Origin of the sequence: Pseudogemmobacter humi (genome assembly GCF_900609055.1) — a bacterium.
Classification (GTDB): domain Bacteria; phylum Pseudomonadota; class Alphaproteobacteria; order Rhodobacterales; family Rhodobacteraceae; genus Pseudogemmobacter; species Pseudogemmobacter humi.
The window spans coordinates 22,787-31,542 of sequence record NZ_UXAW01000136.1; the positions used below are offsets into that span (position 1 = coordinate 22,787).

General features: G+C 62.1%; 7 protein-coding genes and 1 pseudogene. 5 read left to right on the forward strand and 3 right to left on the reverse strand.

All coding sequences use genetic code 11. The features are described 5' to 3' along the window. The 5 genes and pseudogenes from XINFAN_RS21005 to XINFAN_RS21025 all read left to right on the forward strand — a co-directional run. Positions 1-909: an ABC transporter permease gene (locus tag XINFAN_RS21005; RefSeq protein WP_124088800.1), complete on the forward strand. Its 909-nt coding sequence runs from the start codon at positions 1-3 to the stop codon at positions 907-909. 2 nt (positions 910-911) lie between these two features. After that, on the forward strand, positions 912-1,712 hold the full coding sequence (locus XINFAN_RS21010; protein WP_124088801.1) for an ABC transporter permease: 801 nt from the start codon (positions 912-914) through the stop codon (positions 1,710-1,712). Between the two features lie 7 nt (positions 1,713-1,719). Beyond that, positions 1,720-3,045, forward strand: a complete 1,326-nt coding sequence (locus XINFAN_RS21015; RefSeq protein ID WP_160144695.1) for a glutamine synthetase family protein — start codon at positions 1,720-1,722, stop codon at positions 3,043-3,045. A 4-nt stretch (positions 3,046-3,049) separates the two neighbouring features. After that, positions 3,050-4,513, forward strand: a complete 1,464-nt coding sequence (locus XINFAN_RS21020) for a flavin-containing monooxygenase (protein WP_124088803.1) — start codon at positions 3,050-3,052, stop codon at positions 4,511-4,513. A gap of 206 nt (positions 4,514-4,719) precedes the next feature. Beyond that, a pseudogene (locus XINFAN_RS21025) lies at positions 4,720-5,057 on the forward strand (transposase); the annotation flags it as partial. A 4-nt stretch (positions 5,058-5,061) separates the two neighbouring features. On the opposite strand, the gene XINFAN_RS21030 reads toward XINFAN_RS21025, so the two are convergent. The 3 genes from XINFAN_RS21030 to XINFAN_RS21040 form a co-directional block, all read right to left on the reverse strand. After that, the gene (locus XINFAN_RS21030) at positions 5,062-6,252 is read right to left on the reverse strand and encodes an FAD-dependent oxidoreductase (RefSeq protein ID WP_124088804.1); all 1,191 of its coding nucleotides are present in this window, start codon (positions 6,250-6,252) and stop codon (positions 5,062-5,064) included. A 17-nt stretch (positions 6,253-6,269) separates the two neighbouring features. Further along, the gene (locus XINFAN_RS21035; RefSeq protein ID WP_124088805.1) at positions 6,270-6,866 is read right to left on the reverse strand and encodes a biliverdin-producing heme oxygenase; all 597 of its coding nucleotides are present in this window, start codon (positions 6,864-6,866) and stop codon (positions 6,270-6,272) included. A gap of 54 nt (positions 6,867-6,920) precedes the next feature. Further along, positions 6,921-8,756, reverse strand: a 1,836-nt coding sequence (locus XINFAN_RS21040; protein ID WP_124088806.1) for a TonB-dependent receptor domain-containing protein, incomplete at its 5' end; no start/stop codon positions are given.

Below are 8,756 nucleotides of genomic sequence, written 5' to 3' on the forward strand. Positions count from 1 at the left end.
ATGCAGGCCACCATAGAAGTGCGCGAGCCACAGCCAGCCTTGCGCAGCGCGAAAAGGCTGGAACGGCGGCGGATGCTGTTGTGGCTTTTGCCGCCCGTCGCCTGGTTCTCGGTCTTCATCCTCGTGCCCTATGCGATGCTGTTCTGGTACAGCCTTGGCCATACCGAGGACATGCGCTTTGTTCCCGGCCTTTCACTGGCGAATTTCGCCCGCGTCTTCACCGATGAGCCCTATCTGGGCGTGATCCTGAAATCGGCGCGGATCGGGCTGATGACCGCCATCCTGTCAGCCATCGTCGCCTGGCCGCTGGCCTTCGTGATCGCCTTTCACACCCGCTCGGCTTCGGTGAAATTCGCGCTCTATCTGCTGGTCATCGTGCCCTGGTGGGCCAGCTATCTGGTCAAGGCCTATGCCTGGAAGACCATTCTCGGCACCAACGGGATCCTGAACGCCACGCTTCAGGGCCTTGGGTTCACCGATGAGCCGGTGCGGCTCTTCCTTTACAACGAGTTCAGCGTGGTGCTGACGCTGACCTATATCTTCACGCCCTTCGCGGTGCTGTCGATCTATGCCCAGCTTGAGCGCATCCCGACCTCGCTGGTCGAGGCGGCGAAAAACCTCGGTGCCGGCGGGTGGGAGATTTTCTGGCGCATCGTGCTGCCGATTTCGGTGCCCGGCATCATCGCGGGCGGCATCATCACCTTCTCGCTGGCCTTCGGCGACTTCGTGGCGCCGGTCCTGGTCGGAGGCTCGGATTCGGTGATGATCTCGAACATCGTCATCAACCTTCTCGGCGTGGCCTTTGACTGGCCGATGGCGGCGGCAATCGGGCTGGTCATCATCACGCTCGGCCTTGGCCTGATCTCGCTGACCGGCTGGCTGGAAGAGAAAACCAAGGTGAGGCTCTGATCATGCGTGCCTTCGGAAATCGACCCTTCGTGCTGTCGCTCGCCTCGCTGGTGCTGTTCTTCCTTTACGCGCCCCTGCTGGTGATCGTGGTCTTCTCGTTCAACGATTCCTCCTATACCGGGCTGCCGTTCAACGGCTTCACCCTGCACTGGTATGCCGATCTTCTGTCCAACCGGCAGATCATGGGCTCGATCTGGAACAGCGTCTATGTGGCGGTGGGCGTGGTGATCCTGAGCGTGGTCTTCGGCCTGCCCGCCGCCATCGCGCTGGACCGCTACGAGTTTCCCGGCAAGGGGATCTTCCGCCGCATCGTCATGCTGCCGATCGTGCTGCCGGGGATCATCACCGGGGTGGCGCTGCTCAGCTTTTACCTCACGCTGAACCTGAAACTGTCGCTGCATACGATCATGCTGGGCCAGGGCACGGCGCTGATGTGCATCACCATCACCGAGGTTTTCGCCCGCCTGCAACAGATGGGCAAAAGCCAGACCGAGGCGGCGGTGAATCTCGGCGCCAATGACTGGGAGGTGTTTCGCCATGTCACCCTGCCGGGGGTCAGATCCTCGCTCTTCGGCGCGATGCTGATCTCGTTCTCGATCTCCTTCGATGAGATTGCGGTGACCTTCCTGCTGACCGGGCGCGAGAACACGCTTCCGATGACGCTGTGGTCGCTGTTGCGCCGCGAGGTCACGCCAGAGGTGAATGCCGCCGCCACCCTGATTATTGCCGTCTCGGTCGTGCTGATCGTGATCGGAATGTATGCCTCGCGCGGCAAGGGCGCCGCCGGTTCGGAAGGCCGCTGAGATGGATATGGAACAGATCGAAAAGCTGATCGCCGATCACGGCATCCGCACGGTGATCGTGGCGGGAACCGATCCCGCCGGGGTCTTGCGCGGCAAGCGCCTGACGGTGCCCTATTTCCGCAAGGCAGCCGAAAGCGGCATCAGCTTTGCCTCTTACATCCTTGGCACCACCACCATGGACGAGGTGCTGCCCGGCCTCTTCGACACCGGCATTCCCGATGTCCATGCGAAACCTGATCTTTCGACCTTCCGCCTTGCCCCCTGGGAGAAGGATGCGGCAATCGTCCTGCTGGACTGGGTGACACCCGAGGGCGCGCCGCATCCCCTGTGCCCCCGCGGCGCACTGAAACGCCAGGTGGCGCTGGCGGACAGGCTGGGTTTCAAAGCCTATGCAAGCCTTGAGCTGGAATTCTACATCCTGCCTTTGCCGATTTCCGAGGTCCGTCAGGGCCGCTGGTCGGACCTTCCGCTGCCCTCGAAGGACATCCATTGCTACTCGATCCTTGAGGGGTATTTCTGCGAACCGGTCATCGGCCGCCTGCGCGATTGCTTCCCCGAAGAGATCGAGGCCTGCCTGCCCGAATGGGGCCAGGGCCAGTTCGAGGTGAACCTCTACCGCGCCGATCCGCTGGCCATGGCCGATACGGCGGTGCTGATGAAGCTGGCGGTCAAGCAGATCGCGGCCGAGGCGGGCGCCACGGCCACCTTCATCGCCAAATTGCGCGAGGACATGTCCGGCAGTTCCGGCCATATCCATCTCAGCCTGCGTGACAAAGCCAGCGGAGAGAGTGTCTTCTACGATCCCGCCGACCCGTTGAAACTGTCAAAGACCTTCCGGCATTTCGTGGCCGGCAACATGGCGGTCTTTGCCGAATCCGTGCTGTTCTATGCGCCGAACGTGAATTCCTACAAGCGGATGCAATCGGGCAGCTTTGCCGGCACCACCCGTTGCTGGGGCGTCGACAACCGCACCGCAGGTTTCCGCGCCATCAATGAAAGCGCCGGGAAATGCCGGCTGGAGGTGCGGATCGGCGGCGCCGATCTGAACCCCTATCTCGGCATCGCAACCGGGCTCGGTGCGGGTCTGCGCGGGATCGAACTGGCGCTGGAGCCGCCCGCCCCCGGCTCGGGCAACAATTACGAGCAAGGCGTCGAAACGGTCCCGGTGGATCTGGCCGCTGCCGTCGCCGCCGTTGAGGAAAGCCAGGCGATCCGCGAGATCCTGCCCCCGGCGCTGATCGACAATGCACTGCGGATCGCCTGCTTCGAGATCGGCGTCTTCCACGGCACCGTCACCGATCTGGAACGCCGCCGCTATATGGAGACGGTCTGAGATCATGGAGATTTTCGACGTTCTCATCGTCGGCGCCGGGATCTCCGGCATCGGCAGCGCCTGGCACCTGCAACGCGCCTGCCCCGGCAAGAGCTTTGCCATTCTGGAAGCCCAGGAAACCTTCGGCGGCACCTGGCACACCCACCGCTATCCCGGTGTCCGCTCGGACAGTGACCTTTACACCTTCGGTTACAGCTTCAAACCCTGGACCGAAGAGCCGGTGGCGACCGGCGACCGCATCCTCGCCTATCTGGAGGCGGTGATCGCGGAAAACGATCTCGGCCGCCATATCCGCTACGGCCATAAAGTGATTTCCGCCGACTGGTCGGCGGCCGAGGCGCTCTGGACGCTGAAGATCCGGCTGGCGGATGGCTCGGACAGCACCCTGCGCGCCAGTTTCCTGTGGATGGGTCAGGGTTATTACCGCCATGAAGAGGGCCATACGCCCGACTGGCCCGGCATGGCAGACTATCGCGGGCGCATCGTGCATCCGCAGAAATGGCCGGCCGATCTGGATTATACCGGCAAAAGGATCGCGGTGATCGGATCGGGCGCGACGGCGGCGACCATCGTGCCGGCCATGGCGGAAAAGGCCGGGCATATCACGCTGGTTCAGCGCTCTCCGACCTATTTCAACCCCGGCACCAATGCCGATGCCCTGGCGGATGAGCTGCGCGCACTGGAGATCGACGAGCATTGGATCCATGCGATCATCCGCAAGAAGCTGCTTGCCGATCAGAAGGCGCGCGTCGGCCGGGCCGCTGCAGAACCCGAAGCGGTTGCCGCCGAACTGATCGGCAAGGTGGTCGAACATCTTGGCCCGAATGTCGATGTGGCCAGGCACTTCACCCCGCGCTACCGGCCCTGGCAACAGCGCGTCGCCTTCATCCCGGAGGGCGACTTTTTCACCCCCTTCCGCGAGGGCAAGGCCGATATCGTCACCGGCCAGATCGGGCGCTTCACCGAAACCGGGCTGGAGATGACCGACGGCACCAGGGTCGAGGCCGATCTTGTCGTCACCGCCACCGGCTTCAATCTCTGTGTTCTCGGCGATATCGCCTTTTCGCTGGACGGCCAGCCGGTCGATTTTGCCCGGACGGTGACCTGGCAGGGCATGATGTTCACCGGCGTGCCGAACATGGTCTGGGTCTTCGGCTATTTCCGCGCCAGCTGGACATTGCGGGTCGAGATGATCGCCGAGGTGATATGCCGCATCCTGAACCATATGGAGACGACCGGCAGCCGCAGCGTCACGGTCGCGATCCCGGATCGTTTGCGCGGAATGGAGCGCCTGCCGTGGGTCGACCCGGAAAGCTTCAATCCGAATTATCTGATGCGCGACATAGATCTGATGCCCAAGCGGCTTGATCTTGAGGAGTGGCAGCATACCCAGGATTACTGGTCCGAGGTCGACCGTTTCGCCCGGATCAGCGCAATCGATGAGGCTCTGGTCTATACCCGGTCCTGAGACGCAAGGCTGAGGGGCATGGTCGCCCTGGTTGTTTGATCGCACGGTTTGCTGCTGCGATACTTTCTCTGGAATGGAAGGATCCCTGCCACAACGTCGAGGAAAGGCTTTCCTCGGTCGAAGATCGCCAGAAAGACCAGGATGTGTTGACAAAAAGGATTCCACTGCGCGGTCGGCTGTGATTCAGGCTCATCTCTACATGGGAGATGAGCTTGGCACGCAACCTGATGTCCGACGACGAATGGGCATTCTTTGAAGGCTTCATCCGAACGGGCGCAAGCCTGCGGACCATCGACTTGTTCTGGATGGTATTTTCCGGGTCGCGCGGACCGGTGCGCCCTGGCGAGACCTGCCAGAGGAGTTTGGCAAGTGGTCATCTGTCTATCGGCAGTTCCGGCGCTGGACGCTCGCCGGGCTGTGGGAGGACATCCTGGATGCCTTGAACCACGCGAAGCTCGCGCCCGACAAGCTCCAGACGATCGACAGCACCGTGATCAGGGCCCACCACCATGCGGCCGGCGCAAAAGGGGAAACCCACGCGCAGTTCCTCAGTATTTGATATGCTCTTGTCTGAAACCCATGCCGATCAGCCGCCCCATCAGGCGCGAGAGCATGGGGAAACGCGCGATCATGCGCACGAAACCGGGTGGACGCGGCACGGCCTCGCCTTTGTCATTGCGCTTGCGACGCATCATGCGCTGCATGCCTTGCGTGGCCCGGGTCGGGAACAGCCGCCGGGCCTGCACCCGGGCCAGATCGCTGTCACACAACCGCTCCTCGCGCAGCGGAGCGGCAAGGGTATTTGCAGCCGCCACCGCATCCTGAATGGCAAGGTTCACACCAAAGCCTCCGACCGGCGACATGGCATGGGCCGCATCGCCGATGCAAAGGACACCCGGCGCCCACCATTGCCGCAGCCGGTCCATGCGGATCGACAGAAGATGAATCCGGTCCCAGCCGGTGATCTCCTCGAACCGCGCCGCCGGCAGCGGCGCCAACGCGGCAAGGGCAGCACGGAAAGCAGACAGGCCGCGAGCCTTCAGATCGTCATAGCCGCCCTTGCGGATCACATAGCCGCATTGCCAGAAATCCCCACGGTCGATCAGGACGAGGCCCTGCTGCGGCCCGGCATGGCTCATCGCCGGAGCCGGATCATCGGGCAGGCGCGTCAGTTGCAGCCACAGCACATCGACCGCCGAGCCGAAGTCGATCACCTCCAGCCCCGCCTCGGCCCGCACCACGGAATGCCGCCCATCGGCGCCGATCACCAGCGGCGCGCGAATTTCGCCCGCACCTGCATCACTCTGCCATGCCGCCCCGGCCACACGCCCATCCTCGCGCAAAAGCCCGGTGATGCGGTGGCCCATAAGCAGGGTAAAACCCGGCATCTGCGCACCCTTGGCGGCGAGGAAATTCAGGAAATCCCATTGCGGCATGAAGGCGATGTAGCGGCACTCAAGCGGCAAGCGGCTGAAGTCGGCGATCATGACCTGCCGCCCACCGAGCTCGGCATGCAGATCGGGCGCCTTCTGGTGCGGCAGGCGCAGAAATTCCTCCAGCCAACCCAGTTCATCCATCAATTGCAGGGTCGAGGGGTGGATCGTGTCACCCCGGAAATCGTGCAGGAAATCCCGGTGCTTCTCCAGCACCGCGACACGGCATCCGGCACGCGCCAGCAATAGTCCCGCCATCATCCCGGCCGGTCCGCCGCCCGCTATCACGCAATCCACAGAGTCCATTGCCACGCCCTCCATGGTCAGGCTGACTGGCAGGGCTGAAGGTGCTCTGCAACCAGGGCGCGGACCCGGGCAAAGGCGGCCCTGGCTCCGGTGACAACGCGGGCCTCCTCGGCGGGCGACAGTTCTGCGGCATCCAGCGCCGCCTTGAAAGCCCGCCACTGCGCCGCCCGCCCCTCCGGCGCGTCGGCCAGATGCCGGGCGCCATGGCTGGCGGAAAGCCCCATATTCAACGCAGCCCTGAACAGGAACGCCGCGCCGAGATTGGACCCCTCGACCACATAGAGCCAGCCAAGTGCCTCTGGCAGGTCCAGGGTCTCACCGGCAGGGGGCTCGGGATAATCCGGCAGGTCCGTCCCGAGGTCGGCCACATCCTGTGTCACTGCGGCGACGCGCTCACGCTGGCCCAGGTCCGGGATCAGATCCCGCAGCGCCGACACATGATAGAGCGGCGAGACATCCCGGTGGAAAGCGTGCTGCACCTTCAGGAAACGACCGTAATTTGCCACCGAGTCGAAGGGCCGTGCCGCCATGATCGACTGGTCGAGCGCCTCATGCGTTGTATGTGTCGCCATGCGCAACCGTGCCGCACGGGACATATCCTGTTGAACCGTCATTGCAGACCACCTCGTTTTCAGGGGCCGGGCAGTTGTCTGCCCGGCCGGATGCTATCAGAACCGCATGTTCAGCGAGACCGTCGCTGTCCTGCCGGGAGAGAGGACAAGGCCAGTCGCCAGCGGATCGCCATGTGCCTTGTCGGTGACATTAGTGATCGAGAGGCTGGCCGTCGCCAGATCGGTGATCTTCCATGCTCCATAGAGGTCGATGGTCGTATGCGACGGCACAAATGCACTCGAGGCCTGGCTTTCATTACCGCCATGCTTTGAGGCGGACGCGTAATGGACCCGGGTTCCGAGGGTCAGGCGATCATCGAAGAAGCGCCCGCCAAGATCCAGGCTGGCTTTGTGACGGGGCGGAATGGCAAGCGAGAATACTTCACCGGTAAAGGTAGAGCCTCCGGAAGGCGGCACGGCACCCCCGTAGATATAGGGGTCAATATTCGAGGTATTCAGATCGCTGTCGAGATAGGTATAGCTCAGACCCGCATAGAAACGCCCGGTATCATAGGCCGCTTCCAGCTCCGCCCCCTTGAAGGTGGCCGGATCCAGCGTATTCACGAAAGCGCCGCCAACCGTCATCAGGTTGGGGATCTGGTTCGGAAGTGCCACATAGGCAATGGTCATGTAATTCTCGACCCGGCTGTGAAAGACCGATGCCTTGAGACGCAGCGTATCCCCGTCCCTTATCAGGCTGTCAAAGCTCGCATTGGCCCCGAGTTCATAGGTCTCCGAGGTTTCAGGCATGATCTCCGTATTGGGGAAGAACCGCCAGAGCCCGATCAGATTGCTGGTTGCGCCGATATGCAGGCCGGAGAACATCGCCTCCTGAATTTGCGGCGGCCGGAACCCCTCAACATATTTCCCGTAGAATTGCAGCCCCTCTTTCGGCTCGACCGCGATGTTCAAAGAAGGCGACAGGCGGCTTTCGCTGCGGTCCACGTTGAAATCACCCCAATAGGGCATATAGATGCCCATCGGCCCGTCGGGGAAATAGAGCCGCTCGCCAGATCCTTTCAGGCTGAAGTAATCATAACGCAGGCCGGGCCGGATATCGAGCCACTGGTTCGGCCGTATCGACAGGTCGACAAAGGCGCTCGCCAGAAGCCGGTCTGCATCGGGGCTTTCCTGATTGAACCAGCGCTGGTCATTGTCACGGCCGGTATCTTCGGTCGATTTACCCGAGGTGGTGTCCTTCAGGAATTCGAACCCGTAATGCGCAGTGATCTCGGTCGATCCCAGGCTGAATTCAGAGGTGTTGCGGGCGAAGCCGCCAAGTGTGGACAACTCGGTCGCAGAAGTGCAGGGACAATAGTTGGTTGCCGGGCGGTAGGGATAGTAGCTGTTGTTATCGGTTGTCGTCAGATAAAGCTTGGCGGAAAAGTCGATCAAGGGGTCGCCGGGTTTGTAGGTATAATCCAGGGCATAGGTGCGGCTGTCGATCGATTTCCGGCTGTAATACTGATCGGCTTCGGCTGCTGTCGACCAGTCGAATTCCGATTTGTATCCGTTGATGCTGAATTTGAGCTCTGTTGCTTCATTCAGACGCCAGACGGCCTTGAACAGTGCCGTGGACTGATCCTGCGCCGTCATCTTGCTGATATCATAATTCGCGTTGTAACCGATATGTACGGTGTCGCCGAGCGCCGTCAGATCGCCGAGACCGCTCTGGCCCGGCTTGTAATCCCCGATCTTCTTGTCGCCAAAGCCCAGCATGACCGAGAGGTCCGGGCTGATGCGCCAGGCAACTGCGGCATTGACCGCGTGGTTATAGGCATTGGTGCCGGTCGTCGTATCCAGCATGAAAGCAAGGGGCTTGCCCGGCAACAGCAGATCATCGGGGTTGATGGTGCGGAAATTCGCCACGCCCGACAATCCCCCGGCCCCACC